Below are 26,102 nucleotides of genomic sequence, written 5' to 3'. Positions count from 1 at the left end.
AACAGCTGCAGTGTAAATATGCATGATTTATGCAGCAGTGAAGTCACAGCTGAGCTCAAATTAATTAGCCAGGGACAGCAGACAGGCGTAAATACGACTAGATAAGAGGAATATAATGACCACATCTTTGTTAATTGTTGATGACTCAACTTTTTCCCGAAATATGATTAAACGAGTGCTGCCCAGTGACTGGGACGTTGATGTTACTGAAGTAATTTGCGGTGAGGAAGCGCTGGAAGTTTGTGAGCTTAAACAGTTTGATGTTATTTTTTTAGATCTTACCATGCCCGACATTGACGGACTTGATGTTTTATTAGAACTCAATAAACGCAATTATCATTCGCGAGTATTTATTATCTCGGCTGATATTCAAGAGAGCTCAAAGCAGATAGCGAAAGAGCGCGGAGCGTTAGATTTTTTCCCAAAACCAATTAAAACCGATACTTTGCTTGCTATGCTGCAGCAACATGAGGTGGTTTGATGACAACTCAACAAGAATTTACTGATTATCAGATTGATGCGCTGAAAGAACTTGCTAATATCGGCATGGGCAGAGCAGGGGCCAAGTTATCACAGGTATTTGAACACCGGGTTACGCTGAATGTACCTAATGTGGCGATGGTGGATGAAGATAAATTCAACTCCTTAGCTTTAAAATTTGAAACCGGCAGTCCCATTGTCAATATTATCCAGCAGTCCTTTATCGGCGAAATTGAAGGGCGTTCAGCATTTATTATCGGCGGTCATAACTTTGCCGATTTAGTCAATATTCTCGGGTATGAGGAGTATGATGCTATTGATGAAGGACATCAGAAGGAGATGCTGATGGATATCTCAAATGCAGTAAACAGCGCCTGTCTGTCCGGGTTAGCGGAACAGCTTGAGTTAGATATTGAACTGACCAATCCTTCAATTGCCGCTTTCAATACGCCTAACTCAGCATTAAAAGATTTCTTCTTTAAACAAAAACATCAAGAGACACATCAGACATTATTATTTGAAATTAAGTTTTTTATTAAAGATATTAATTTGTATTGTGACAATATTATCTCTCTTAAAATAAGCAGTTTAGAAAACTTACGCAATGCGTTAGAAAGGCTGCTTTGATGGTAAATGAAGAGCAGTTCACCGAGTTCTCCAAGCTTCTTCAAGAGCTGTCAAGTATCGGTTTTATTATCCTGGACAGGCGTATGAATGTTATATTCTGGAACCGCTTTATGGAGCTTCACAGCCATATAAAATCCGAGGAAATTCTCAGCCGCAAGCTGACCAGTTTTTTTCCTGATGTCAATGAAGCCTGGCTGAATAAAAAAATAAGATCAACCTTAGTGCTGAATAACCAGGCTGTTACCTCCTGGGAGCATAGACCTTACCTGCTGAAACTGCCCAGTACTCAATATTCAATCGACGATGTTGATTTTATGTATCAGAACTGTTCATATTTTCCTGTTAAAGACAGCGATAATTCGACCATTGCTGTCGGCATTGCTATTTACGATGTAACGGAAATAGCGGTCAGTCAAAAACTCCTTGAAAATGTCACTGAACAGGCTTTAGATCTGCAGGAGATCAGCACGCATGATCATTTAACCGGGCTGTTTAACCGCAAGTTTTTCCTGGATCAGTTAGTACAGGATGCTTCCCGCTGCCGGCGTTTAAACTGGGGGCTGGGTATTGCAATGATTGATGCCGATCACTTTAAATCAATTAACGATACCTACGGCCATCAGACAGGTGATGATGTTTTAAAAGAACTGGCCGAACGTCTGCAGGCTACGCTGCGCACATTTGACAGCTTATGCCGCTACGGTGGTGAAGAATTTGCACTGATCCTGCCTAATACCACTGAGCAGCAGACGCGGCAGGTATGTGAACGTCTGCGCGAGTGTGTTGATAAGGCGCCGATTATTTCTGCAGGGCGTGAAATTCCGGTTACTGTCAGTATTGGAATTTCTTTTTTAAGCAGAAACAAATCCTTAGAAGAGATAATTTCAGAGGCAGATGCCGCGCTTTACTTAGCCAAACATAACGGCAGAAACCGTGTAGAACAACATCAGGCTGAATAAGTGCTGTAAACGTCTTTAAACTGCTGCGGACAATGAACTGAATATTTTTTTGTCAGCAGCTGATCTGCTTTAATATCCCTCCATATAAACCTCAGCTGCTGCAGATAGGCTCGCTGTAATACCCCGAAAAACAATGATGCACACCGTCTGTCTTGCTTTATTTTTGATGGTGATCAAAATATAAAATAAAAACCACTTTGAAGTGTTGACTCACTAGGCAGATAACTCTCTAATTGCACAATATTCAAGCAGACTGCTTGAAATTAGATCGGATTTTATCCAGGGAGAGAGTATGAAAAAGAACTTGATGATATTTATTATTTCTTTGTTAGTCTTTGTAAACTCTGCGCATGCAGGTAACAGCGCCGCCACTAAATACCCGTTAGTTTTTGTTCACGGTATTTTTGGTTTTAATGATATATGGGGAATTGATTATTTTTACGGTATTCCTCAGGCGCTTCGTGATGAGGGAGCTGCGGTTTATTTAGCGAGCCTTTCACCTGCCAATTCAACTGAATTAAGAGGAGAGCAGCTGCGGACCTATATACAAGCGGTGCTGGCAGAAAGCGGGGCTGAAAAAGTTAATATTATAGGCCACAGTCATGGAGGACCAACAGCACGTTATGTTGCCAGCGTTAGTCCGGAGATGGTCGCATCAGTTACCTCAATCGGCGGCGTTAACTGGGGAAGCAAATTTGCCGATCTGATGCGCGGTATCGTTACTAAAGACTCGGTAACAGAGGCTTTAATCAAACAAGGCCTGGATCTTTTAGCTCATGCTGTTACCGGCATCAGCGAAGGGGAGTTATTACCTGAAGACAGTCTGGCAATGACCGATGCATTAACCACTCCTGGTTCACTGATATTCAATAAAAAATACCCTGAAGGAATGCCGTCTTCATACTGCGGCCAAGGTCAGGAGCTAGCTAGTAACGGCGTTTATTATTATTCCTGGTCGGGAGCACAGCCGCTTACCCATGTGGCAGATGCAGTTGATTATCCCTTAAAATTAACCAGTTATTCTTTTGATGACGGAGAATTAAATGATGGGGTTGTTGCTTCATGCAGTGCTCATTTAGGCCGGGTTATTAAGGATGATTATAAAATGAATCATATGGATGAAGTAAATCAGAGTTTCGGGCTGGTCAGCTGGTTTGAAACAAATCCGGTTACTTTATACCGCCAGCATGTGCAGCGTTTAAAGCTGAAGGGCTTATAGTTATGCGCAAAGTTATCGCGGTGAGTGCCGCGATATCACTGCTGTCGATACTGTTTTTTACCGCTTCAGGTTATCTGAACGAAAAAACACAGCCTGAAGTGCAGATTCAGCCGCAGTCAAATCATCAGCAGGCTGGCGGGCAGAATATAGAAATAAAAACGCAGCAGAAACAGCCCCCGTGGCTCATCAGCAGCAAAAAACGGCCTTTAAAAGTTGAGTTGACAGTCGATTTAAAGCTGCGCCGGCAGTTTGATCATTTAATTTTTCAACATCAGGAAAAAGGCTTAAGTCTTGAACTCTTACTGGCTGCATTAGGTGCTGAACTTAATTTAAACCAACAGGCGGCAGACAATTTAATTGAGCTGTTTTTTCGATATCAGAATTATTTGAAGACCGTATTTTTTATAAAAAAAGATGCACCGCAACGAGATGATTTTATTGATATAGCAGAGAGTAAGCTATTTCTGCAGCAGATTTACAATTTACAATTTCAGTATTTTTCTGCAGCCGAAATTGAAGCCTTTTTCAGCGCAGAGATACGTTACTTGGATCAGGCATTAGCACGACTAGAAATCAGGCAGGATCCAAGCCTGACTGATAAGCACAAGAAACAACTGATTGAATACCAGATCAGCCAGCTTAGTGCGCAGGAATCAAGTGCACTGCAGCCGACGATAAACGCAGAAAAAGTACTGTCGCAGTTAATCTCGGCAAATGAAGATATTCATCAATTCAACCCGGAAATACAAGGCAGGATTGAGCAGACCCGAAAAAGCAGCCGCCAGTGGTTACAAAAAGTTAATGCATATCAGAAAGTTATATCTGAAAATCACAATCTAACCGAGCAGGAGCGCAGAGATATTCTGCTTTCCTACCGCCAGGATCACTTTACTGCTAATGAAATTAAGCGCCTGCAGGTATTTTTAAAATACCCGCAGTTATTAGAGCAGGCTAGGTAATACTATAAAATCATACTGAGCTGGAATGCTAGAACTGTTAAGGATGAGGAGCTTGATATAAAGAAAACCCGGACAGATGCCGGGCTGATGCAGATAGATTAAATTATTTTCTGTCTGGTAATAATGCTGTAAGCGCAACAAACAGGAAGAGTGCGCAGTAAATGCCGAAGCTGACAATTAACCACTGCGGCATTGAGTAACCTAGAAACTGCCAGACGATATCTGCGCAGTCACCGGTCGGGTTAAATAACCACGGCAGCCATTCGTGCAGAGGTGCCCAGCTTGGAAAGTTAGGTAAAAAATCACAAGTGGCAAAAGGTGACGGGTTCATCTGGTAGTCAGTATGTTCAATCGCTAATAACAACCCCCACACGGCACTGACTGCCCATACTAAGAACCCTGACAGTCTGATCAGCATATTCTGCGGTGCCGCTGCGCCGATTAACCCAGCAAATACAATGCCTATCATGGTTACCCGTTCATATACGCACATTACACAGGGTTCGAGTTTCATAATATGCTGAAAATAGAGTGCGCACAGTTCAAGGGTGAAAGCACTGGCGGCCAGCAGCAGCCACGCCCAGCGCTGTCTGCTGAGATTTTTTAATGTTGATAACACTGTTGACTCCTAGATAATAAGATAAATTAACTTTCTAACATTACCACCGCGGCGGCTGTAAATAAATGAACTTCAATATAATAAGGTGATTATTTGCTGTAATTGTTTATAACATAAGCACAATTGTTTGTTTCTTCTAGGTCTATATAAGTAAACGATTTTTCCTGCTTAATAATGTCTGTGGTATTATAAAAAAATAATAAGAAACGGGCGGTAGAAATTAATGATTATGAAAGCAAAGGGTCCTGCAGATGTTGCCGAGCAGTATCTGATTGAATCCATCTGGAACGGATCGATTCCAATTCACTCAGACTTACCTGCTGAACGTCTGCTTGCTGATAAAATCGGCGTTACGCGTACTACTCTGCGTGAAGTACTGCAGCGCCTGTCTAAAGACGGCTGGATCACCATACGTCATGGTAAAGCGACCAAGGTGAACGACTTCTGGGAAAGCTCTGGTCTTAACATTTTAAGCACGCTAACTCGTCTTGATGTGGACCGGCGTGCTGATTTTATTGATCAGTTAATGTCGGTGCGAACTAATGTCAGTACCATCATCCTGCGCATGGCTGCTAAACACAATCGTGAAACGGTGCTGTCATTTTTAGAGGATGTCCCTCCCATTGAAGCCAGCAGTGAAGTCTTTACTGAGTTTGACTACCGCTTTTATCATCAGGTTGCTGTTTCTTCTAACAATATGATTTATGTTTTAATTTTAAACGGCCTGCAGGATCTTTATCGTAAAGTCGGTACTTTTTATTTTTCTAATACTGAGGCTAAATCAATAGCGCTGGATTTTTATTCTCAGGTTAAACAGGCGATAGAGCAGGGCGACTCGCAGCAGATAATGCAGGTGGTCAGAGATTCAGCCTTTGCCAGCGGTAAAATATGGCTGCGCCTGCGTGACCAGTTACCCGATGATTTTTTAGATTAAGTATTTTGCACCGAAAATATTTGGGTGTAGTATTTCCAGTTAAATATTTATTACAAGGTTAACCTTTTGACGAAAACTAATATGATTAATCACCTCTCAGGTGTTCAAAAGTTGTTTGAAGTCGGCATTATCATCAGTATTTTTGCGGCTATTTTTGTTTCAATTTCACTTTTTTCATTTTCTCCGGTAGATCCAAGCTGGTCGCAGCAGCAGTGGGTTGCTGAAATTGAGAATGCCGGCGGCAGAGTCGGCGCATGGACAGCAGATATTCTTTTTTATGCTTTTGGTCTGCTGGCGTATTTTATTCCTGTTGTTATTGCCGCTTTTGCCTGGGTTCTTTTCTGGAAACCGCAGTTTCGTTTAGATATTGATTTTCTAAATCTGGGCCTTCGTATTGTTGGTTTTATTTTTACTGTATTCAGCACTTCGGCTTTAGCGTCATTGAATTTTAATGACTTTCATTATTACCCCTCCGGCGGTCTGGTTGGAGATATTATTTCCCAGAGTATGCTGGGCTTTTTCAGTCTGTTAGCTGCTAATCTTATTTTATTGACTCTGCTGATTTCCGGCACAACACTGCTGCTGGGTTTTTCCTGGCTGCGCCTGATTGATGGTCTAGGTGCTGCTGTAATTGCCGGCGTTACCTGGCTCTATCAGTTACCGTCACACATCAGCCGCTGGAACGAACAGCGCCGAAGTCTAAAGCAGCAGGCTGCTGAAGAAGCGCTCAATAGTCCTGCACCGAAAAAATCCAGGAAGCCCGCTAAGCGTGCCGCCAAAGCTGCCGCAGAGCCTGTACCTTTGAGTATTGTTGAGCAGGAGCAGGCAGATGCACCGCAAGAAGAGGTGACATTTGATTTTGACCATCGCGATAGTGACCAAGACTATCTTGAAGCGCCGTTTCAAATAGATAATGAAATCCCTGATATAGAAGATATTATCTTTGATGAACCGCCTTATCAGGCTCCTGAAAAGGCGGCTGCTGCAGAGAAACCGGCCGTTCCAGCCAAGACTGATTTCTCGCATCTTCCGGAACACGCTAAACCGGTTATTAAACGTAAAATCGATACAGATTTAGCGCCGTTTCCAAGCATTGATCTGTTAGACAGACCGAATAAAAAAGCGCATCCAGTTTCTCAGGAGGAGCTCGATAGTGCCGCCCGTTTAGTGGAAGCTAAGTTATTAGAATTTAAAATAAAAGCCGATGTGGTGAATGTTCTGCCCGGTCCGGTTATTACCCGTTTTGAATTAGCATTATCGCCGGGTATGAAGGTAAGCACAGTTTCAAGTTTGGAAAAAGATCTGGCGCGTGCACTGTCTGCAATGAGTGTGCGGGTGGTTGATCAGATACCTGGTAAATCTGTGATTGCTTTAGAACTGCCTAATAAATATCGTGAAACCGTCTATTCATCGACTGTATTAGGCAGTAAAGAGTTCACTGAAGCTAAATCACCGCTGAGCATGGTGCTTGGTGCTGATATTTCCGGAGAGCCGGTGGTGGTGGATTTAGCCAGAATGCCTCATCTGTTAGTCGCTGGTACAACGGGCTCAGGTAAGTCTGTTGGTGTGAACTGTATGCTGGTCAGTCTTTTATATAAATCATCACCTGAAGATGTGCGCCTGATTTTAATCGATCCTAAGATGCTGGAGTTAAGTGTCTATGAAGGTATTCCACATCTTTTATCTGAAGTGGTAACAGATATGAAAGATGCTGCTAATGCACTGCGCTGGTGTGTTGGTGAAATGGAACGCCGCTATAAACTGCTCTCTGAAATCGGAGTACGAACTCTTGCCGGTTATAACAGCCGTGTACAGGAAGCAGTAGATGCCGGTGAACCGTTAACGGATCCGCTTTGGAAACCGGGTGACAGCATGGATGTCAGCGCACCTGAGCTGACTAAATTACCGAATATCGTGGTGGTGGTTGATGAATTTGCCGATATGATGATGATTGTTGGTAAAAAATGTGAAGAACTGATCACGCGTATTGCACAAAAAGCACGTGCTGCCGGTATTCATCTTATTTTAGCAACGCAGCGTCCGTCGGTAGATGTTATTACCGGTTTGATTAAAGCCAATATTCCAACTCGAATTGCTTTCCAGGTATCGAGCAAAATTGATTCGCGCACGATTTTAGGCATGCAGGGGGCTGAAACATTATTAGGTCATGGTGATATGTTATATATGCCGCCGGGCGTTGGTGTTCCTACCCGTGTTCACGGTGCATTTGTTGATGATCATGAGGTACATAAAGTGGTTGCCGACTGGAAGAAACGCGGCGAGCCGAATTATATCCAGGAGATTATTGACGGCGATGCTTCATTAGACACTTTATTACCGGGCGAAGAAGCGGAATCTGAAAGCGAGATTGACTCCTTGTTTGACGAAGTAGTGGCATTTATAACTGAAACCCGTAAAGTATCAATCTCCAGCATTCAGCGTAAATTCAGAATCGGTTATAACCGCTCTGCACGCCTTGTTGATCAGCTTCAGGCGCAGGGCGTTGTCAGCGCACCCTCTGGTGCAAACAGCAGCCGTGACGTACTTACTCCACCCCCAGTGAAGGATTAATTCATGAAAAAAATCATCTCTCTGTTATTTGTTTTATTAACGCTGCCGCAGACCGCTTCAGCTTCTAGTGATGCGCAGCTGCTGAAAGAAAAGTTAGCAAAGTTTTCCGTGGTTAACGCTTTGTTTTCACAGAAAATCATCAGCCCGGAAGGTAAATTATTAAATGAAAGCAAAGGGCAGTTAACCATTTCCCGCCCGGGTAAATTCCGCTGGCAGGTACAGACACCAGAAGAAGAGCTGATTGTTTCTGACGGCAAAACTATGTGGTATTACACGCCGTTTGTTGAGCAGGTCAGCATTATTAATTTAAGTGATGCTATAGAGGGCACGCCGTTTGTTTTATTGTCCGGGGCGAATAAACAGCAGTGGGCGGATTATTCGGTTAAAAAAGATAAAAATCAGTTTACCGTAAAAGACAATAAACAGCAGGAGCAGGAAACCACATTTGTTTTTGAATTCAACGACGCTGATAATGTTAGTAAATTTGTGGTTATCGAAGCGCAGGGGCAGCGCAGTGAGTTTGAATTAACACAGAAGCCGCTGAATAAAAAATTAGAAACGGGTTATTTTAAATTTACCATTCCCGATGGTGTTGAAATTGATGATCAGCGTTAATGAGAGATCTATTCGAATTTAATAATGATTTTCAGCCTTTAGCCGCGCGTATGCGTCCTAGAGGTTTTGCTGATTATATCGGTCAGTCTCATATTGTTGGTGTCGGTAAACCGCTGCGTAAAGCGCTTGAAAGCGGTGCCGCCCATTCCATGATTTTATGGGGACCACCGGGCATCGGAAAAACCACATTAGCCGAGCTGATTGCGGCCTACTGCCAGGCGCATGTTGAGCGGCTTTCAGCGGTAACCTCCGGTATTAAAGAGATCCGCGCCGCCATTGAAATTGCGCAGCAGAACCAGGCATCGGGTGTCAGAACCCTGCTGTTTGTTGATGAAGTACATCGTTTTAATAAAAGTCAGCAGGATGCTTTTTTACCCTATATTGAAGACGGCACTATTTTATTTGTCGGTGCGACGACAGAAAACCCTTCTTTTGAACTGAATAACGCACTGCTCTCGCGGGCGCGTGTTTATCTGTTAAAAAAACTAAGCGATGATGAAATAAGTGCAGTGATTGATCAGGCCTGCTCTTCAACTCGCGGCTTAGCTGAAAAGCATATTCGCTTTGACGACGGTGTTAAAGATAAGCTTGCACAGCTGGTGCAGGGTGATGCTCGAAAAGTACTTAATTATTTAGAACTGCTGGCGGATATGGCTGATGACAGTGGCGGGCATCTGACCATAGGTTTAGATCTGCTGATGGAAATTGCCGGTCGGGAAGGCGTCAGTTTTGATAAGCAGGGGGATCTGTTTTACGATCTTATTTCTGCTTTTCATAAATCTGTACGCGGTTCGGATCCCGATGCGGCTCTTTACTGGTTTGCACGTATGTTAGCCGGCGGATGTGATCCCCTGTATGTGGCGCGGCGTTTGTTAGCCATTGCCTCTGAAGATATTGGTAATGCAGATCCGCGCGCCATGCAGATTGCTATTAATGCCTGGGACTGTTTTGCCCGTGTCGGCCCCTATGAAGGTGAACGTGCTATTGCGCAGGCGATTGTTTACTGTGCATCAGCGCCAAAAAGTAATGCCGTGTATGTCGCATTCGCTAAGGCTAAGCAGGCTGTTAAGGAACTGCCGGAGTTTGAGGTGCCGCTGCATCTTCGTAATGCACCAACAAAACTGATGGCTGAACTTAATCACGGCCTTGGTTACCGTTATGCCCACGATGAAGACGGTGCATTTGCCGCTGGTGAAGTATATCTGCCGCAAGAGCTGCAGGGCACTCAGTTTTATCAGGCCAGCGATCGCGGTTTTGAGAAACAGATTTCAGATAAACTCAATTACCTGCAGCAGCTCAATCTGCAAAGCAGCAACAAACGCTATCAATAATATGATAACAAATATCGCTTAAGCAGCTGATACGGGGCGTTTGTTTTATGCTCCGTTCACTTCTGATTTAGAAAAGTTACAAGGCAGCAGCAAATTCTATGAATAATATAATAACAAATATAGCTTTAGTGGCCTGCGGCGGCGCTTTTGGTGCGACATTACGCTATTTAATTGGTATTGGCATGATAAGCCTCTTTGGAAAAGGTTTTCCATTTGCTACACTTACGGTCAATATTTTAGGCTCGCTGATAATGGGTTACATTTTTCAGCTGGTCCAGCAGGAAACAATTACCGCATCACCCTGGTGGCCGTTAATCGGTGTCGGGTTTTTAGGTGCATTAACAACATTTTCAACATTCTCCATGGATAATTTACTGCTTTTACAGCAGGGTGAATTAGTCAAAGCGATGCTCAATGTCGCATTGAATGTTGTTGTCTGTATTTTAGCCGCATATGTAGGCACTTTATTAGTTTTAAAGAGTTAGGGAAAGAGCATGTTAGATCCAAAATTTTTACGTAATGATATTGAAGAAACAGCAGAAAAATTAGCGTCTCGCGGTTTTGCTTTAGATGTTGAGTTAATCAATCAGTTAGAAGAAAGACGCAAAACACTGCAGGTTGAAACAGAAACATTACAGTCACAGCGTAACACTCGTTCCAAAGAGATCGGCATGGCGGCTAAACGCGGTGAAGATATTGCACCTTTACGTGCTGAAATGGGTAAACTTGGTGAAGACCTTGATGCCGCTAAAGAAGAGTTTACTGCGTTAGCTGAGCAGATTAAACAGGCTTCTTATGTTGTTCCTAATATCCCGCATGATTCGGTCCCTGTTGGTAACGACGAAGATGAAAATGTTGAAATCTCTACCTGGGGAACGCCAAAAGAGTTTGATTTCGACGTTAAAGATCATGTTGATCTGGGTGAAGCCTTAGGCGGTTTAGATTTTAAATCTGCCGTTAAAATCAGTGGCTCACGTTTTATTGTGATGCAGGGGCAGATTGCCAAATTACACCGTGCCTTAGCGCAGTACATGTTGAACCTTCACACTAACCACCATGGTTACACTGAGCTGTACGTACCGCTGCTGGTTAATGCCGACAGTTTATACGGTACAACTCAGCTGCCGAAATTCGGTGATGATCTGTTTAATACTAAACCGGCAACGGAAGAGGGGGTCGGTATGTCGCTTATCCCGTCTGCGGAAGTGCCGCTGACTAATATGGCGCGTGATATGATTTATGATGAGTCGGATCTGCCGATTCGAATCACAGCTCATACACCTTGTTTCCGCAGCGAAGCCGGCTCTTACGGACGTGATACCCGCGGCCTGATCCGTCAGCATCAGTTTGATAAAGTCGAGTTAGTGCAGATAGTACATCCGGAAAAAAGCTTTGAAGCATTAGAAGAGATTACTACACATGCTGAGCAGGTACTTAAAAATCTTGAACTGCCTTACCGTAAAGTTGTTCTATGTACTGGTGATATGGGCTTTAGTGCGACAAAAACCTATGACTTAGAAGTATGGGTACCGGCGCAGAAAACTTACCGTGAAATTTCATCTTGTTCAAACGTAGGTGATTTCCAGGCGCGCCGCCTGCAGGCACGCTTCCGTCCGGCGGGTGCAAAAAAACCGGAATTAGTACATACCTTAAACGGCTCGGGTTTAGCGGTAGGGCGTACACTGGTTGCTATACTGGAAAATTATCAGCTTGAAGACGGCCGTATCGAAATCCCGGCTGTTTTACAACACTACATGGGCGGTCTTACCCATATCGGTTAAATAGTTGTTGTAACAAACATCCATAAAAAAAGGAGCCTGCCGGCTCCTTTTTTGTTTTTGAGATTAGCTTCGAGATACTAATCGTTATCGTTGTAATCACTTAATACCAGATTAGCGGCGGCAAAGGCCGCATTTTCACGGGTCTTATCAGATAAACTTTCATCAGCGGCAATTGCATCCAGTGTATTAATAGCACAGGTAATTGCTTTAGGTACGTAAGCCGCATCACCGCTGCCGATAAGATTGATTAAGTTTTTGGTTTTGTCGCTGTATTGAAACATTATTTAATGGCCTGCTTGTTAATAAATTTTGCCTATTATACCCAATTTTTTCATTCAGCGGCGCTATTGTTTACAGTAAACAAAACAGTCTGTTTCAGATGCTTTGCAGTATGTTTCCAGTTCAGCCTTTAAATCGTTATCCACATTGTTTAACCAGGAAACAACCGTTGCGTAGTTATTACTTTTTAATGTGCTTTTAAGCATCTCTAGCGCATCTTTTACTTTGTCGGCATCAAGGGTGATAACGCGGCTTTTATCAATGCCGGCCTGCTGTAGAAACTTGAAATTAGGTCTGCCGGGAGGTGCAATAAACAGTATCCAGCGCGGATCACTATCTTCATTTAGATGGCTTAATAAATCATGGAAGTTCTGCTGCTCGTAACTTACGTTAATGAACTGTTTATTAATTGCTTTTGCATAAAGTTCAGTTAAAGAGGAAGTTGAGTTTTTGATCTGTACATAATTTGCTAACATAATAAACACCTGTATGTAAAAACACTGTATAACTAGACAGTAGTTGTTTTGTGTTTATATTTCAAGCGTTATTTGCTGTTTGTGCATGATTATTAATAAAAATTGATCTTTAACCCTATTTTCTGGCATAAAAAAAGGCAGCCGAAGCTGCCTTTGCATTTATCTGCCGTAGATTAAGTTAATAAATCACTTCAACTTTCGATGAAACGTTTCTGGCATTTTCAACTGCCTGGCTGGTATTTTTACCGCGTGCAATTGCGACACCTAAGCGCCGCGAACCATTAATATCCGGTTTAGCAAATAAACGCATCTGTGAACCCGGTACTGCGCCTAATGCCTGGCTGATATTGGCAAACTTAATATCCTGTGAACTGCCGTTACCTAAAATTACACTGGATGCAGTCGGACCATACTGAGTGATACCGCCGATCGGCAGGCCTAAAACAGCGCGTACATGCAGAGCGAACTCTGAAGCATCCTGAGAAAGCAGGGTCACTAATCCGGTATCATGCGGGCGTGGCGATACTTCATTGAAGTAGACTTCATTGTCTTTAACAAAAAACTCCATACCGAACAGGCCGTAACCGCCAAGTTCTTTAACGACTTTTTCTGCAATATTCTGTGCTTTGCTCAGAGCCTCTTCTGACATCTGCTGCGGCTGCCAGGATTCGCGGTAATCGCCATTTTCCTGACGATGCCCGATTGGCGCACAAAAGTGCACTCCGTCAACAGCGCTGACCGTCAGCAGGGTAATTTCATAATCAAAGGGAACAAAACCTTCAATAATGACCCGTCCGGCGCCGCTGCGGCCGCCTTCCTGCGAGTAAGTCCAGGCTGCTTGTAAATCATCTTGCGATTTAATAATACTCTGCCCTTTACCTGAGCTGCTCATTACCGGTTTAACTACGCAGGGAATGCCGACAGTTTTAACTGCCTGCAGGTATTCTTCTTTTGAGTCTGTAAATATGTAAGGAGATGTTTTAACGCCCAGTGTTTCTGCTGTGAGACGGCGGATACCTTCTCTGTCCATGGTTAATTTTGTAGCGCGTGCACTGGGAACAATATTGAAACCGTCAGCTTCTAATGCTACTAAGGTCTCGGTTGCAATAGCTTCAACTTCCGGAATGATATAATCAGGCTTTTCAGCGCGGATAATCTGCTCTAATTTTTCACCGTCAAGCATGCTGACAACATGTGAGCTGTGTGCAATCTGCATCGCCGGGGCATTTTCATAACTGTCTGCCGCTATGACCTCAATACCAAAACGCTGCAGTTCAATGGCAACCTCTTTACCTAATTCTCCTGAACCTAATAAAAGGGCTTTTGTTGCACTCTCTGCTGTCGCACTGCCAAAAATAGAAAGACTCATAATATTCAACTCATTGTGTAATTAATGGGGATTATTAGCGGTGCATAATAGCAGGAAACGGTGCGGATTAGCTGCAGTAAAATATAAAATTTAGACAATAAAAAACCTCTGTAATCGAGTAATCACAGAGGTTTTTGTCTGGTTGTTAAATTACAAAGCTTGTTCGCCGCCGAATGCTTCAATCACTGCGGGAACCAGCTGTTTAATTTCGCCGGTCATTAAAGCAAAATCAGCATCAAAGCGGGCTGCAAAATCATCTTTATCGATATCTTCGTTCTGCTCCTGCAGTACATCGGCAAACTTAATGCGTTTGAATGCAAACTCTTCACCAATAATAAATGAGATGCTGTCAGCCCAGTTAAGTGCTAATTTAGTGACAAATTTATCTGCAGACAGGTGGTTTTTAATCTCTTCTGAAAGCAGATCCTGCTGTTTACAGCGGATAATACCGCCGCCTTCTAACGCCGAGCATAATTCAGCTTCATCTTCTAATTTAAAGTTAGCCGGGATATTACCTTCAGCCAGCCAGTCGGTCATAACTACATCAGCCTGGTTTTTCAGCTGCACCGGCACAACCGGTAAACTGCCTAAAGTTTTACGAAGCAGTGAAATTAACTCTTCTGCTTTACGGCTGCTTGAGGCGTCAACATATAACATGTCTGATTCCGGATCAATCCAGGCGAAAGTTTGTGAAGTACGGCTGAATGCACGGGGCAGCAGCTGCATAATAATTTCTTCTTTAAGGCTGTCTTTCTCTTTTTTCTTCAGTGCACGCCCCTGCTCAAGCTCAATGGCTTCTGCACGTTCATTAACCTGATCCTTAATAACACCGGCAGGTAACATTTTTTCCTCTTTTTTCAGGCAGATTAGAATCTGTTTACTGGCCAGGTGAGTATACATGGAGCCTGATTTTCCCATTGGAAATACCCAGCCAAGTTTAGAAACATCCTGACTGCCGCAGGCTTTAAACTTAAACTCTTCAAGATTTCTTTCTAAAGCATCTGCGTCCTGCTCTAACGGACGAGTAAAACGATAAACTTGCAGGTTTTTGAAAAACATGGAATGCACCTTAATTAATGAGAAACAAAAAATAGGAACAGAGTGTAAATGATTTTTAGGAAAATCGGCAAAAGTTGATCAGTTTTTTTAATAAATGCTGTTTTCTGCAAGTTTGATGACAGTTTATGATTCATTGTAATATAAGTGTCATAATGCATGGCAATAATAAGCGCACTTAAAATTGACAACAAACAGGTAAAATTTAATGGCAAGCCGTATTTTAGTTGTAGAAGATGAACAGGCAATTCGCGAGATGTTGTGTTTTGTATTAGATCAGCATGGTTATGAATGTATTGAAGCTGATAATTATCAAAGTTCACTAGACAAGTTAGCTGAACCCTATCCGGATCTTATTTTACTAGACTGGATGTTTCCCGGCGGCAGCGGCATTAAATTATTAAAACACCTTAAGCAGGATGACATACTGCGCCAGATACCGGTGGTAATGCTCACTGCCCGCGGTGAAGAGGAAGATAAAGTACGCGGTCTGGAAAACGGCGCCGATGATTATGTAACTAAGCCTTTTTCACCAAAAGAGCTGATGGCCCGTTTAAAATCAGTGATGCGCCGGGTTAATCCGACTTCCCTGGACGATACTCTGGAAGTGGGGAAATTAAAGTTAGATCCGGTTTCACACCGAGCCTCGCTTGCTGAAACGCCGCTGGATATGGGACCGACGGAATTTAAACTGCTGCACTTTTTTATGACCCACCCGGAGCGGGTTTACAGTCGAGAACAGCTGCTGAATAACGTCTGGGGAACCAATGTTTATGTTGAAGACCGTACCGTTGACGTGCATATTCGACGTCTGCGTAAAGCACTCGGCGATCACGATCACCTGGTACAGACTGTCCGCGGCGCCGGTTATCGTTTTTCGACTAAATCTTAGCTGTTTTATGACTGCAAGCAAGAGTAACTAATTTGAAAATCTATTCATGGAAGCAGTTAATATGGGCGCTGGTAATTGTATACCTGCCGCTGCTGATTATCGGTATATTATTTAACTGTCTGACTGAGCTGCTCTTAGCTGCATTTTCCGCACATATTATCTGGCATTATTATTACCTTAAAAAACTCAATGACTGGTTATGGTTGAGTAAAAGTACAGTGCTGCCGCAGGGCAGATCCGAGTGGGAACATGCTTTTACCGGTATTCATAATATGCAGCAGCGTCACCGCAAACGGCGTAATAAATTAGCCGACGTAATCAGCCGCTTTCGCGAAGGCTCTGAAGCACTGCCCGATGCGGTGGTGGTATTTCGCAAGGAAGGTCAGATTATCTGGTGTAATCGTTTAGCGCAGTTTCAGCTGGGTTTTAAGTGGCCGGAAGACAGCGGTGAAAATATCACCAATTTGATCCGTCACCCGGATTTTGTCGGTTACCTTAAAGCGGATAATTTTCATGAACCGCTTGATTTAACGTCGCCGATTAATCCGGACAAAATATTAGAGTTCCGGGTTATGCCCTATGCAAAGCATCAGCGCCTGCTGATTGTTAGAGATGTTACAAGCTATCGGCAGATGGATGAAATGCGCCGCCAGTTTGTCGCTAATGTTTCCCATGAACTGCGAACACCGTTAACTGTGCTGCAGGGGTATATTGAAATTTTAGAAATGCAGACTGAAGAAAACTCCTACCAGAGCAAAGCGGTTACTGTGCTGGATCAGCAGACAACTCGTATGTGTTCCTTAGTTGAACAGCTGATGACCCTGTCGAAAATTGAAGGTGCACCGAGTATTGACCTGGATCAGCATGTGGATGTGCCTGCACTGCTTACTCAGATTAAAAATGAAGCCGTTGCTTTAGGTGACAAGAAAGTGATGTCTGTTGAGTTTGAAATTCAGGATGACCTGCTGCTGCTTGGTGATCAGATGCAGCTGCGCAGTGTGATGGCTAATCTGGTTTACAATGCAATTAACTATACTCCTGCGAAGGGCTCGGTTAAAGTTGTCTGGCGCTCCAGTGCACAGGGCGCTTATTTCTGCGTAACGGATAACGGTGATGGTATTGCACCGGAGCATATTCTGCATCTTACGGAACGTTTTTATCGTGTTGATACTTCCCGCTCTCGTGATACCGGCGGTTCAGGACTAGGCTTGTCAATTGTAAAGCATGCATTAACCCATTATGACAGTGAATTAAATATTGAAAGTACTTTAGGTGAGGGCAGCCGCTTCTTTTTTGTCATACCGCAGAATTACCTGGCTTAAATGAATACCGTTTATTCCTATATTTTTTAGTTTCTTTAGTTTGTATCGAATAGAGAAGCTATCCGCTACAATATGATACCCAAGCCACCTCAAAGTGCAGGAATCAGCAAGCCGGTAAATGATGAGATTCTAGGCAGAAGGTTGATGATCTAGTTATTCTAAATCAAAACCTTTTAACAACGAAGATTATCGTTTATCGTCTTGCCCTATGGGAGAAGCTCTGAATCTGTATTTTGAGGTGGTTTGGGTATACTTGCTTTTATTCGATGGGAAATAATATGAAAAATAAAAAACTCGCCAATAAATTAGACCAGTTTTTAGAAATACATCAGTTTAAAGATTACTGCCCGAACGGTCTGCAGGTTGAAGGTGTGGAGCAGGTACAGAAAATTATTACCGGGGTCACTGCTTGTCAGGCTTTGATTGATATTGCGGTTGAACAACAGGCCGATGCAGTTTTAGTGCACCATGGTTTTTTCTGGAAGGGTGAAGATCAAGCGATTGTCGGTATGAAATACAATCGTATTAAAACCTTGATTGAAAACGGCATTAACCTTTATGCCTATCATCTGCCCTTAGATGTGCACCCTGAGCTGGGAAATAATGCGCAGCTGGCGAAATTATTAGGGATTACCGATCGTCGTCCCTTAGAGCCCTGGGATAAACGCAGTGTCGGCCGGGTTGGTAAATTTGAACAGGCGCTCAGCGCGCAGCAGCTGAGTGAGCGTATTGAATCTGCTTTATCACGTAAGCCGCTGCATATAAACGGCGGTAAAAAAGAGATTAAAAGTGTCGCCTGGTGTACCGGCGGCGGACAGGATTATATCAATATTGCCGCTGAGCAGGGCATTGATGCTTTTATTAGTGGTGAAATATCCGAGCGCACCGTACATATTGCCCGGGAAATGGGCATTCATTATTTTGCAGCCGGTCACCATGCCAGCGAACGTTATGGAGTACAGGCGCTTGGGCAATGGATTAATGACGAACTTGAGCTGGATGTAACCTATATCGATATCGATAATCCGGTTTAATATTCATATATTCTGCTTAAATAAACATTTTTACCGGGAAATAGTCACAGGAGGTTTGAAACTGCCTCTGCTTTTCCTTATAGTGTTTTACACAAAATTAAGAAGATCTAAAAACATAACCATCATTTAGGGAATTATAATGACTACATATAACATTGCTTTACTTGCAGGTGACGGTATCGGTCCTGAAGTAATGAAAGAAGCGGTTAAAGTATTAAACCTTGTTGAACAGCGTAACCCGGAAGTTAACTTTGAACTTAACGACGTGTTATTTGGTGCTGCGGCATATTTTGCAACGGGCAGCGCTTTCCCTGAAGAAACGAAAGCAGCTTGTGATAAAGCCGATGCAATTCTTAAAGGTACAATCGGTCTGAATCATGAAGATTCTAAAAAAATCCCTGTTGATGAACAGCCTGAGCGTGGTGCTTTATTACCGCTTCGCCGCCGCTACAATACTTACGCTAACTTCCGTCCGGTTTACCTGCCTAAAGGTCTTGCACACTTTTCTCCGTTAAAAGAATCAGTTATCGGTGAAGGTATCGATATTATGATTATCCGTGAATTAGTGGGCGGTTTATACTTCGGTGAGAAAGAAAACGGCGTTGATGAAAATGGTAAACGTTTTGTCCGTGAAGTACTTGAATATGATGAAGATCAGATCCGCCAGATTATCCGAGTTGCTTTCGATGTTTCTATGACGCGCAAAAAAGTGCTTCATAATATCCACAAATCAAATGTTTTAAAATCAAGCGTGCTGTGGAATGAAATTGTTGAAGAAGAAAGTAAAAACTACCCGGAAGTAGAAGTTAAAAATATTCTGGTTGATGCGGCTGCTACTTACCTTTGTTTAAATCCTGCCATGTTTGATGTAATGGTAATGGAAAACATGTTTGGTGATATCTTAAGTGACCAGGGCGGCGGTATTTTAGGCTCTTTAGGCCTGATGCCTTCTGCCTGCAAAGGTCCTGAAAAATCATACTACGAACCGTCACACGGCAGTGCGCCGGACATTGCCGGTAAAGGTATCGCAAATCCGTATTCAATGATCGGCTCTGTTGCATTAATGCTGGAGATGAGCTTTGGTATGGAGAAAGAAGCGAAGAACCTTTGGGCTGCCATGCAGAGCGTATTTGCTAAAGGTTATTCAACATCAGATCTGTCTAAAGCGACTGAAGCTAACCTTGTTAGTACTGAAGAGTTCGGCGACTTAGTATGTGTTGAGCTGGCTAAAATGCCTACGGCATAAACCGCTCACAAAAATTACCAACTATAAATTTCAAAGCCGCGTTGTCCGCGGCTTTTTGTTGCCCTTAAATAATGGAAAAAACATGGCACTTAAACCGACCATTTATAAAATGAACATTAACCTCTCGGATCTTAATAATGATGTTTATGACACGCTGAATTTAACCGTTGCCCAGCATCCCTCTGAAACACTGGAGCGAATGACGGCGCGTGTAATGGCATTCTGCCTTAATGCTCAAGAATTTTTAACCTTTACCAAAGGTTTATCCGTTGCTGATGATCCGGATATCTGGGCAAAAAGTTTAGCCGATGAATTTTTATTATGGATTGATGTCGGTGAACCGGCGTTTGAGCGTATTAAAAAAGCCCGCCGTCAGGCACAGGCGGTAAAAGTGTACAGCTTTAACACTAAATCTGCCGTGTGGTGGAAGCAGTCACAAGCTGATTTTGCAGCTGTTGATGTTGAAGTTTATCAGTTTCAATTTGAACAGATTCAAGCTTTAGCTAAGCTGCTTAAACGCAGTATGGATCTGTCGCTTACTATCAGTGGTGATTCGTTATATGCCGCTGCCGAGCTTGGTGAATGCGAAGTGACCTGTAGTGCATTGCAGAATCAGCAATAAAAATTAACTATCCTCTTTGCCTCACTGAGCGCAAAGGGTATAATCCGCCACCTTATTTTAACTAGCACAGTGATCACACAATGAAATTTATCGTAAAACTTTTCCCTGAAATCATGATGAAAAGTAAACCCGTTCGTAAACGTTTCAGCAAAATGTTACAGGGTAATATCCGTAATGTTTTATCACGCCATGATGAACAGGTTAAAGTAATTTTAGAGTGGGATAAAATCATTGTCCGCACGGCAGATGAAACACCTGAAAACAGAGAAACTTTGATTCATGTGCTGAAAAGCACACCGGGTATTGCGCATTTTCTAGAAGTTAAAGAAACACAGTTTACTGATCTGCATAATATTTATGAGCAGACTAAAGAAAATGTCGGCAGCACATTAAACGGTAAAACCTTCTGCGTGCGTGTTAAACGTATCGGTAAACATGACTTCTCATCTATCGAAGCAGAGCGTTATGTCGGCGGCGGTTTAAATCAGCATACCGATGCTGCCGGTGTTAAATTAAAAGGTTCGGATATTACTGTTCACCTTGAAATTAATAACGACAAGCTGTTTTTCATCGATAAACGTCATAAGGGTCTTGGCGGATTCCCTCTAGGTACGCAGGAATCGGTTTTATCACTTATCTCCGGCGGATTTGATTCCGGTGTATCCAGCTATCAGCTGCTTAAACGCGGCTCACGTGTTCATTACTGTTTCTTTAATTTAGGCGGTGCTGCCCATGAGATCGGTGTTAAGCAGGTTGCTTATCAGCTTTGGAACCGTTTCGGTGCATCGCACCGGGTTAAATTTATCTCGATTCCTTTTGAGCCGGTTGTTGCTGAAATTTTAGAGAAAGTCGATAACGGGCAGATGGGCGTTATATTAAAACGTATGATGATGCGCGCCGCAGCGATAGCCGCTGAACGTTTAGATATTGAAGCATTAGTAACAGGTGAAGCGCTTGGACAGGTCTCCAGTCAGACACTGCGTAACCTTTCTGTGATTGATCAGGTAACTGATATGCTTATTCTGCGTCCTCTTATTGCTACCGATAAGCAGGATATTATCGATTGTGCCCGTGAAATCGGTACTGCAGAGCTTTCTGAAACTATTCCTGAATACTGCGGCGTTATTTCACAGCGTCCGACAGTTAAAGCGGTAATGAAAAAAATTGATAAAGAGGAAGCCAAGTTTGATCTTTCTCTAATCGAGCAGGTGGTAACAGAAGCTGATGTATTAGATATCCGTGATATAGAAAAACAAGCTCATGAAGAAGTGGCTGAAGTTGAATCTGTTTCTGATTTTGCAGCTGATGAAGTAGTGTTAGATATCCGCTCAGCTGATGAAGAGGAAGAAGCTCCGCTGCAGATTGAAGGGGTAAGCATTGAACATCTGCCTTTCTTTAAATTAGCCAGTCAGTTTGAAAAACTGCCGCAGGATAAAACCTACCTTCTATACTGCGAGCGCGGTGTGATGAGTCAGCTGCAGGCTTTATATTTAAAAGAAGCCGGCTTTGAAAACGTTAAAGTTTACCGCCCGTAGGTAAGACAGTCCTTTTAGCTGCAAGCGTTATCCCTCACAAAAACGGCACTTAAAGTGCCGTTTTTTTATCCATCTCAGTTGTGCTTTCACAGTTTTACTGCGTTTGATTTTTTCTTTTAAATTATTGTCGTATGCTGACGGTTATAGATGCTAACAAGAAGGAAACTTAAATGCCTCAAGTAAAAGAAACATACAAACTGATCACAGGTAGAGATGATGCAGAATTTTGTGCCCGTATAACCAAGCTGCTCGCAGAGGGTTATGAGTTATACGGTTCGCCGGCAATGTCGTTTAACGGCGAGCATATCGTTGTCGCACAGGCAGTGATTAAAGCAGGCCCGCAGCTGGTTTAATTTCTCTGTTATAAGCAGTCGAAAAGGCGAAGAAATTTCTTCGCCTTTTTTTATCTTTATTTCAGCAGTTCTTTGATCAGATTCTGAAATTTCCCTAAATACTCATGCCAGGCTTTTGTGGTTTTATCAAGATTACGCGCAGAAGGGATATAATAATGTGCAGAAACTTTGCCCATGCGGTTCTTGGCTAGAAAATCAGCCGGGGCGGCTTCCGGTCCTGCGCCGTATTTATAAAACAGCTGCAGAGAACGGTCCATATGCGCGGCTGAGGTTACTAATACCGCTCTTTTACCGCGGATCATTTCCGACATAATACGTGCTTCATCGTCAGTATCTAAGGTATCATCCAGGCGAATAATTTTGTCAGCCGGAATATTCATGGTTAAGGCTAACTCCTGCATCATCTGCGCATGCGTTTTTACATCTCCAAAACCGGAGCCGGAAACCACTAAAGTCGCCCCGGGATTGGCATTATATAAACGCAATGCTTCAATAAAGCGGCTTAATGCGGTTGCTGAAAGCTGGCCGGTGACAGGTAAACTCGGATCGGCAATACCGCCGGAGCCGAGCAGCAGTATAACCTCATAATTTTGTGCCGGCTGCATAATCGGCAGATGTTTTCGCTCTACCGAGTGAACAATACGCTCAGAGACCGGCATAGAGCTTAAAGCGAACAGCAGGATAAAAGTAAACAGTAAAAAAGTCTTAGCAGTTTTTTGTTTTCTGCTGAAAAAGAGTAAAATAAGCCCGATAAAAAAGAGTATCAGTAACAGCGGAAGCGGCATTAACAGCCCGCCAATCCATTTTTTTAACATAAATAACATATTGATAACTCGCTTTATTTTCCATGAAATATAAAAATTGAATTCTAGCATTAAAATGGGTATATAAATTGGCTGATCATAATTTTGATAATATCGCACAGAAATTTGTAAAAAACATTTACGGCTCTACTAAAGGTAAAATACGCTCAGAGATCGTCTGGTCTGAGTTATTACATTGTTTATCTTTACTGCCGCAGCGGCCGTTACGTATTCTTGATGCAGGAGGCGGCTTTGGTTTTTTCACTCAAAAACTGGCGGCCCTTGGACACCAGGTTGTGCTTTGTGATATTTCCGGTGAGCTGTTAAAAGAAGCACAGCAGCAGCTTAACGGTCAGGCCTATGCTGAAAATGTTGAGATCCTGCACTGTTCAATTCAGAATCTGCCCGAGCACTGCTCTGGAAAATTTGATCTGATATTAAACCATGCTGTTTTAGAGTGGCTGGCTGATCCTAAACAGACATTACAAGGGTTATTAAGTTTTCTCTGTGCAGACGGTCTGTTGTCTTTAATGTTTTATAACAAAGAAGCACAGCGGTTTTTTAATTTAGTCTCGGGTAATTTTGATTTTGTTGCTAAAGGTATGGTGCGTAAAAAGGTAGTGCGCTTAACACCAACATATCCTTTGTTAGAAACAGATATTAAAATGTGGCTGGATGAGTTTGAGATGCAGATCCTGCAGAAAACCGGTGTCCGTGTATTACATGACTATTTAAAAGAGTCTTCGCACTGCGAAGAAAAATTTGCACAACTATTAGAGATGGAAAAACAATACTGTCATCAGGAGCCCTATGCATCGCTGGGCAGATATACACATTTAACTGTAAAGGGTAAAAATTCGTGAATGCTTATTATTTCCGCCTCAATATCTCCTATCAGGCTTTTGAACAGCTGTACCATACACCTAATACGATTGTTAAGGTACGGGACGAAGCAGGGCGGATGATTCAGATACCGGCGATGCGTTTTGTGCCTTTCTTTTCGCAGCTGGGAGTGCGCGGGCGTTTTCAGCTGCTGCTTGATGACAACAATAAATTCCAGAAATTAACCCTGCTCAATCAATAAACAAAAAAAAGCCTAGGAGTAAAGGGGGAACCTAGGCTTGGGAAACAGTTGTTTCTAATTAAAGGAATAATTGTTTGAACACTTTGAGTCTAGTCAAGATCACCTGATATACAAATCATTGACTGTATTTTATTTTCAAAATGAAAGACGCAGTTCAAATAAATAATAAGAAACGCAGCCTTTTGAGGGAAACTCCTGCTTTATTCAGCAGAACTGTTATTTTTCAAATAAATTATTATCGCGGATCATTTCACGCGGCAGGCTGTTTTTAATGCGGTTATTAAGGGCTTTGCCTAAACCTATTACATTGCCGCGGTAACTCAGTAAAATCTCACCTGAGGCGTCCTGTGTTTCTACTCCGCGTATATCGCGGCCTTGATAGAACTCTTTGGCCTGCTCAGCATTTAATTCGATTTTATTTCTGCCCGCCTGATCGCCGAAACTGCTGACAAACTCATGCATGGTTTTAAAGCCGCTTTTACGCCCTTTACCAAACTCTTCGGCAATCTTGATACCTAAACGGGAAAAGCGCAGCTCATTGATCAGTCCTTTGATCGGCTCAGGAAACAGCCAGAACTCGTTATCGCGCTGATATAACATGCCTTCAATATCTGTTACAGCAAACTGATCTGCAAAGTAGTCATACAGTTCTTTCTCTTTCTGCCTGGTAGGTCTGATAAAGGGGAATTTTCCTAAACGTTTTTTAGCCGGTTCAACTGTGCTGCTTCGGGTCTTTCTAACTGCCGCTACAAAGAAACCTTCGCTGTCATATACCTGCGGCCAGATATGCAGAAAACCTTCCTGTGTTGCTGTTTTATGAGCATCGCTGAACAGATCGCGCAGATCTAAAAACTCAACATGATCTGGAAATTCATTTTTTAAGAAGTGGCAGATATCCTGGTTTTCTTCATGGCTTAATGTACAGGTCGAATAGATTAAAATACCGTTTTCTTTTAATGCATGAAAAGCACTTAAAATAAGCCCCCGCTGCATCTGTGCAATTTCATTAATGGAGGACTGGCTCCAGTTATTCATTGCGTATCTGTCTTTACGTACTGTGCCTTCGCCCGAGCAGGGGGCATCTAACAAAACCGCATCAAAGGTACCGGGCAGCCATGTGCCGAAAACCTGTGCATCAAAATGGGTTAATGCGACGTTTTTAATGCCGCAGCGCTGCACATTAGCATGGAGCATTTTAATGCGGCTTGAGGAGAATTCATTAGCGATGATCAGGCCGTGGTTTTCCATTTTAGCCGCCATCTGCGTGGTTTTTGAACCCGGCGCGGCCGCTGCATCCAGCAGTATTGATTTATCTGTCTGCTCGAAGAAATGAAACAGTGCAGAAACCGGCATCATTGAACTTGCTTCCTGAATATAACAAAGCCCGGCTAAATGCTCAGCACTGTTGCCCAGAGGCGTTTGTTCATTTTCAATTTCAATCCAGAAACCCTCGCTGCACCAGGGAATTTCGGTTAAGTTCCAGCCCTGTTCAACAGCACGTTTTTTAAAACCGCTTACGGATATTTTTAATGTGTTCACCCTAACAGCACGGCGGAGCGGACGCTGACAGGCGTCGATTAGGTCTTGAAGCTGCAGATGTTTTGGTAAAATACTGCCCATCTTATCGATAAAGAGCTGTGGTAGAAGCGTGTTGCTGTCCATTATTAATCCTTAAAAAAAACGCACTTGTGCAGCTGCATAAGTGCGCTTTATACATGTTTATATACCCGTTATCAATCAAGATGCAAAAATCAGCAAGTCGAGAGGTGAACAGATTCTAGGCGTGAAGATGAAGATCTAACGGGTTAAATCGAGACTTCACAACAACGAAGATGTTTACATCACGGCTTGCCCCGTGGGTCACTAGCTCGAAAACCAATACTACGTTGCAACATTCGATAAGGGCTAGCCATTGTCATTATGTTGCGCCTTGTCT

At 42.9% G+C, this 26,102-nt stretch carries 27 protein-coding genes; 20 read left to right on the top strand and 7 right to left on the bottom strand.

What is annotated here, in order from left to right; genetic code table 11:
- Positions 1–115: 115 nt before the first annotated feature.
- The 5 genes from G337_RS0105450 (at position 116) to G337_RS0105425 (ending at position 4,244) form a co-directional block, all read left to right on the top strand.
- Positions 116–481 (top strand): response regulator, encoded by a 366-nt coding sequence (locus G337_RS0105450; protein WP_028862983.1) that lies wholly within the window; start codon positions 116–118, stop codon positions 479–481.
- Positions 481–1,107, top strand: coding sequence for a chemotaxis protein CheC (locus G337_RS0105445; RefSeq protein ID WP_028862982.1), 627 nt, complete (start codon positions 481–483; stop codon positions 1,105–1,107). Before G337_RS0105450 ends, G337_RS0105445 begins: the two co-directional genes overlap by 1 nt.
- Complete coding sequence (locus G337_RS0105440; protein ID WP_028862981.1) at positions 1,107–2,066, top strand: sensor domain-containing diguanylate cyclase; 960 nt, start codon at positions 1,107–1,109, stop codon at positions 2,064–2,066. Before G337_RS0105445 ends, G337_RS0105440 begins: the two co-directional genes overlap by 1 nt.
- A gap of 292 nt (positions 2,067–2,358) precedes the next feature.
- Entirely contained in the window at positions 2,359–3,285 is a 927-nt protein-coding gene (locus tag G337_RS0105430) for an esterase/lipase family protein (RefSeq protein ID WP_028862980.1), read from the top strand.
- 2 nt (positions 3,286–3,287) lie between these two features.
- The gene (locus tag G337_RS0105425) at positions 3,288–4,244 is read left to right on the top strand and encodes a lipase secretion chaperone (RefSeq protein ID WP_028862979.1); all 957 of its coding nucleotides are present in this window, start codon (positions 3,288–3,290) and stop codon (positions 4,242–4,244) included.
- A gap of 103 nt (positions 4,245–4,347) precedes the next feature.
- Here G337_RS0105425 and dsbB read toward each other — a convergent pair whose 3' ends face one another.
- A complete protein-coding gene (gene dsbB, locus G337_RS0105420; protein WP_028862978.1) occupies positions 4,348–4,863 on the bottom strand; it encodes a disulfide bond formation protein DsbB in 516 nt (171 codons plus the stop codon).
- Positions 4,864–5,086: 223 nt separating this feature from the next.
- Here dsbB and fadR point away from each other — a divergent pair, with 223 nt between their 5' ends.
- From fadR to serS, 6 genes are all read left to right on the top strand, one after another.
- Complete coding sequence (gene fadR, locus G337_RS0105415) at positions 5,087–5,797, top strand: fatty acid metabolism transcriptional regulator FadR (protein ID WP_028862977.1); 711 nt, start codon at positions 5,087–5,089, stop codon at positions 5,795–5,797.
- Positions 5,798–5,878: 81 nt separating this feature from the next.
- On the top strand, positions 5,879–8,368 hold the full coding sequence (locus G337_RS0105410; RefSeq protein WP_037027117.1) for a DNA translocase FtsK: 2,490 nt from the start codon (positions 5,879–5,881) through the stop codon (positions 8,366–8,368).
- 3 nt (positions 8,369–8,371) lie between these two features.
- On the top strand, positions 8,372–8,983 hold the full coding sequence (lolA, locus tag G337_RS0105405; protein WP_028862975.1) for an outer membrane lipoprotein periplasmic chaperone LolA: 612 nt from the start codon (positions 8,372–8,374) through the stop codon (positions 8,981–8,983).
- On the top strand, positions 8,983–10,314 hold the full coding sequence (locus tag G337_RS0105400; protein WP_028862974.1) for a replication-associated recombination protein A: 1,332 nt from the start codon (positions 8,983–8,985) through the stop codon (positions 10,312–10,314). The genes lolA and G337_RS0105400 overlap by 1 nt, the downstream gene beginning before the upstream one ends.
- 98 nt (positions 10,315–10,412) lie before the next feature.
- Positions 10,413–10,799 carry a fluoride efflux transporter CrcB gene (crcB, locus tag G337_RS0105395; protein ID WP_028862973.1) on the top strand — a complete coding sequence of 129 codons (387 nt, stop codon included), beginning with the start codon at positions 10,413–10,415 and terminating at the stop codon, positions 10,797–10,799.
- Between the two features lie 9 nt (positions 10,800–10,808).
- Positions 10,809–12,095, top strand: a complete 1,287-nt coding sequence (gene serS, locus G337_RS0105390; protein WP_028862972.1) for a serine--tRNA ligase — start codon at positions 10,809–10,811, stop codon at positions 12,093–12,095.
- Between the two features lie 77 nt (positions 12,096–12,172).
- Here the strand turns inward: serS and G337_RS0105385 are convergent, their stop codons facing one another.
- From G337_RS0105385 to rdgC, 4 genes are all read right to left on the bottom strand, one after another.
- On the bottom strand, positions 12,173–12,376 hold the full coding sequence (locus G337_RS0105385) for a YaeP family protein (protein WP_028862971.1): 204 nt from the start codon (positions 12,374–12,376) through the stop codon (positions 12,173–12,175).
- A 63-nt stretch (positions 12,377–12,439) separates the two neighbouring features.
- Positions 12,440–12,850, bottom strand: a complete 411-nt coding sequence (locus G337_RS0105380; RefSeq protein ID WP_028862970.1) for a SulA-like leucine-rich domain-containing protein — start codon at positions 12,848–12,850, stop codon at positions 12,440–12,442.
- 178 nt (positions 12,851–13,028) lie between these two features.
- A complete protein-coding gene (purT, locus tag G337_RS0105375) occupies positions 13,029–14,219 on the bottom strand; it encodes a formate-dependent phosphoribosylglycinamide formyltransferase (RefSeq protein ID WP_211235781.1) in 1,191 nt (396 codons plus the stop codon).
- Between the two features lie 150 nt (positions 14,220–14,369).
- Positions 14,370–15,278 (bottom strand): recombination-associated protein RdgC, encoded by a 909-nt coding sequence (gene rdgC, locus G337_RS0105370; protein WP_028862968.1) that lies wholly within the window; start codon positions 15,276–15,278, stop codon positions 14,370–14,372.
- Positions 15,279–15,483: 205 nt separating this feature from the next.
- Between rdgC and phoB the strand changes: the two genes are divergently transcribed.
- The 7 genes from phoB to G337_RS0105335 all read left to right on the top strand — a co-directional run bounded on the left by phoB (position 15,484) and on the right by G337_RS0105335 (position 22,279).
- The gene (gene phoB / locus G337_RS0105365) at positions 15,484–16,167 is read left to right on the top strand and encodes a phosphate regulon transcriptional regulator PhoB (RefSeq protein WP_028862967.1); all 684 of its coding nucleotides are present in this window, start codon (positions 15,484–15,486) and stop codon (positions 16,165–16,167) included.
- Positions 16,168–16,199: 32 nt separating this feature from the next.
- Positions 16,200–17,489 carry a phosphate regulon sensor histidine kinase PhoR gene (gene phoR, locus G337_RS0105360; protein ID WP_037027110.1) on the top strand — a complete coding sequence of 430 codons (1,290 nt, stop codon included), beginning with the start codon at positions 16,200–16,202 and terminating at the stop codon, positions 17,487–17,489.
- Positions 17,490–17,767: 278 nt separating this feature from the next.
- A complete protein-coding gene (locus G337_RS0105355; RefSeq protein ID WP_028862965.1) occupies positions 17,768–18,523 on the top strand; it encodes a Nif3-like dinuclear metal center hexameric protein in 756 nt (251 codons plus the stop codon).
- Between the two features lie 139 nt (positions 18,524–18,662).
- Positions 18,663–19,769, top strand: a complete 1,107-nt coding sequence (gene leuB / locus G337_RS0105350; RefSeq protein ID WP_028862964.1) for a 3-isopropylmalate dehydrogenase — start codon at positions 18,663–18,665, stop codon at positions 19,767–19,769.
- Positions 19,770–19,851: 82 nt separating this feature from the next.
- Positions 19,852–20,391 (top strand): YaeQ family protein, encoded by a 540-nt coding sequence (locus G337_RS0105345; protein ID WP_028862963.1) that lies wholly within the window; start codon positions 19,852–19,854, stop codon positions 20,389–20,391.
- An 80-nt stretch (positions 20,392–20,471) separates the two neighbouring features.
- Positions 20,472–21,926 (top strand): tRNA uracil 4-sulfurtransferase ThiI, encoded by a 1,455-nt coding sequence (gene thiI / locus G337_RS0105340; protein WP_028862962.1) that lies wholly within the window; start codon positions 20,472–20,474, stop codon positions 21,924–21,926.
- 170 nt (positions 21,927–22,096) lie between these two features.
- Positions 22,097–22,279, top strand: coding sequence for a DUF1737 domain-containing protein (locus tag G337_RS0105335; protein WP_028862961.1), 183 nt, complete (start codon positions 22,097–22,099; stop codon positions 22,277–22,279).
- Positions 22,280–22,335: 56 nt separating this feature from the next.
- Here G337_RS0105335 and G337_RS0105330 read toward each other — a convergent pair whose 3' ends face one another.
- Positions 22,336–23,103 (bottom strand): YdcF family protein, encoded by a 768-nt coding sequence (locus tag G337_RS0105330; RefSeq protein ID WP_028862960.1) that lies wholly within the window; start codon positions 23,101–23,103, stop codon positions 22,336–22,338.
- A gap of 68 nt (positions 23,104–23,171) precedes the next feature.
- Here G337_RS0105330 and G337_RS0105325 point away from each other — a divergent pair, with 68 nt between their 5' ends.
- Both G337_RS0105325 and G337_RS0105320 read left to right on the top strand, forming a co-directional pair.
- A complete protein-coding gene (locus tag G337_RS0105325; RefSeq protein WP_028862959.1) occupies positions 23,172–23,945 on the top strand; it encodes a methyltransferase domain-containing protein in 774 nt (257 codons plus the stop codon).
- Positions 23,942–24,166 (top strand): DUF2835 domain-containing protein, encoded by a 225-nt coding sequence (locus tag G337_RS0105320; RefSeq protein ID WP_028862958.1) that lies wholly within the window; start codon positions 23,942–23,944, stop codon positions 24,164–24,166. The genes G337_RS0105325 and G337_RS0105320 overlap by 4 nt, the downstream gene beginning before the upstream one ends.
- Before the next feature lie 216 nt (positions 24,167–24,382).
- Here the strand turns inward: G337_RS0105320 and rsmF are convergent, their stop codons facing one another.
- Positions 24,383–25,828, bottom strand: a complete 1,446-nt coding sequence (gene rsmF, locus G337_RS0105315; RefSeq protein WP_028862957.1) for a 16S rRNA (cytosine(1407)-C(5))-methyltransferase RsmF — start codon at positions 25,826–25,828, stop codon at positions 24,383–24,385.
- Positions 25,829–26,102 lie beyond the last annotated feature (274 nt).

Origin of the sequence: Psychromonas aquimarina ATCC BAA-1526, from assembly GCF_000428725.1 — a bacterium.
GTDB lineage: Bacteria > Pseudomonadota > Gammaproteobacteria > Enterobacterales > Psychromonadaceae > Psychromonas > Psychromonas aquimarina.
The sequence above is the reverse complement of the archived record's forward strand: the minus strand, read 5'-3'. Positions and strand labels throughout refer to the sequence as shown.

What these genes read in the sequence shown, in the direction of transcription:
- G337_RS0105450 (WP_028862983.1), top strand. Translation starts at nt 116, where the DNA reads ATGACCACATCTTTGTTAATTGTTGATGACTCAACTTTTTCCCGAAAT.
- G337_RS0105410 (WP_037027117.1), top strand. Translation starts at nt 5,879, where the DNA reads ATGATTAATCACCTCTCAGGTGTTCAAAAGTTGTTTGAAGTCGGCATT.
- G337_RS0105380 (WP_028862970.1), bottom strand. Translation starts at nt 12,850, where the DNA reads ATGTTAGCAAATTATGTACAGATCAAAAACTCAACTTCCTCTTTAACT.
- leuB (WP_028862964.1), top strand. Translation starts at nt 18,663, where the DNA reads ATGACTACATATAACATTGCTTTACTTGCAGGTGACGGTATCGGTCCT.
- G337_RS0105445 (WP_028862982.1), top strand. Translation starts at nt 481, where the DNA reads ATGACAACTCAACAAGAATTTACTGATTATCAGATTGATGCGCTGAAA.
- G337_RS0105385 (WP_028862971.1), bottom strand. Translation starts at nt 12,376, where the DNA reads ATGTTTCAATACAGCGACAAAACCAAAAACTTAATCAATCTTATCGGC.
- G337_RS0105400 (WP_028862974.1), top strand. Translation starts at nt 8,983, where the DNA reads ATGAGAGATCTATTCGAATTTAATAATGATTTTCAGCCTTTAGCCGCG.
- G337_RS0105440 (WP_028862981.1), top strand. Translation starts at nt 1,107, where the DNA reads ATGGTAAATGAAGAGCAGTTCACCGAGTTCTCCAAGCTTCTTCAAGAG.
- thiI (WP_028862962.1), top strand. Translation starts at nt 20,472, where the DNA reads ATGAAATTTATCGTAAAACTTTTCCCTGAAATCATGATGAAAAGTAAA.
- serS (WP_028862972.1), top strand. Translation starts at nt 10,809, where the DNA reads ATGTTAGATCCAAAATTTTTACGTAATGATATTGAAGAAACAGCAGAA.
- phoB (WP_028862967.1), top strand. Translation starts at nt 15,484, where the DNA reads ATGGCAAGCCGTATTTTAGTTGTAGAAGATGAACAGGCAATTCGCGAG.
- lolA (WP_028862975.1), top strand. Translation starts at nt 8,372, where the DNA reads ATGAAAAAAATCATCTCTCTGTTATTTGTTTTATTAACGCTGCCGCAG.
- rdgC (WP_028862968.1), bottom strand. Translation starts at nt 15,278, where the DNA reads ATGTTTTTCAAAAACCTGCAAGTTTATCGTTTTACTCGTCCGTTAGAG.
- rsmF (WP_028862957.1), bottom strand. Translation starts at nt 25,828, where the DNA reads ATGGACAGCAACACGCTTCTACCACAGCTCTTTATCGATAAGATGGGC.
- G337_RS0105430 (WP_028862980.1), top strand. Translation starts at nt 2,359, where the DNA reads ATGAAAAAGAACTTGATGATATTTATTATTTCTTTGTTAGTCTTTGTA.
- G337_RS0105355 (WP_028862965.1), top strand. Translation starts at nt 17,768, where the DNA reads ATGAAAAATAAAAAACTCGCCAATAAATTAGACCAGTTTTTAGAAATA.
- fadR (WP_028862977.1), top strand. Translation starts at nt 5,087, where the DNA reads ATGATTATGAAAGCAAAGGGTCCTGCAGATGTTGCCGAGCAGTATCTG.
- G337_RS0105425 (WP_028862979.1), top strand. Translation starts at nt 3,288, where the DNA reads ATGCGCAAAGTTATCGCGGTGAGTGCCGCGATATCACTGCTGTCGATA.
- crcB (WP_028862973.1), top strand. Translation starts at nt 10,413, where the DNA reads ATGAATAATATAATAACAAATATAGCTTTAGTGGCCTGCGGCGGCGCT.
- G337_RS0105335 (WP_028862961.1), top strand. Translation starts at nt 22,097, where the DNA reads ATGCCTCAAGTAAAAGAAACATACAAACTGATCACAGGTAGAGATGAT.
- G337_RS0105345 (WP_028862963.1), top strand. Translation starts at nt 19,852, where the DNA reads ATGGCACTTAAACCGACCATTTATAAAATGAACATTAACCTCTCGGAT.
- G337_RS0105330 (WP_028862960.1), bottom strand. Translation starts at nt 23,103, where the DNA reads ATGTTATTTATGTTAAAAAAATGGATTGGCGGGCTGTTAATGCCGCTT.
- purT (WP_211235781.1), bottom strand. Translation starts at nt 14,219, where the DNA reads ATGAGTCTTTCTATTTTTGGCAGTGCGACAGCAGAGAGTGCAACAAAA.